1 pseudogene is annotated in these 239 nt (G+C 73.2%); it reads right to left on the reverse strand.

The features are described from left to right. A pseudogene (locus SB816_RS34665) lies at positions 1–239 on the reverse strand (biotin--[acetyl-CoA-carboxylase] ligase); the annotation flags it as partial.

Below are 239 nucleotides of genomic sequence, written 5' to 3' on the forward strand. Positions count from 1 at the left end.
GGCGAGCTTGCCGGCGATGCGCGTGGTGTCTCCTTCGGTGCTGGTCAGCAGCAGGTCGTTCGGCCATTTGAGCGCGACGCGCGTGCCGCCGTCGAGCGGCAGCGTCGCGAGCCCTTCCGCGAGCGCGACGCCGATCGCGATGCTCAGGCCGCCGAGCGCGTCGACGGGGCGCGGCACGATGCAGCCGACCGAGCACAGCAGCGCGTTGCCGGGCTGCGCGAACCATGGACGGCCTTGCC

The sequence above is a fragment of the Achromobacter sp. SIMBA_011 genome (assembly GCF_046535435.1).
GTDB classification, from domain to species: Bacteria; Pseudomonadota; Gammaproteobacteria; order Burkholderiales; family Burkholderiaceae_B; genus Achromobacter; species Achromobacter dolens.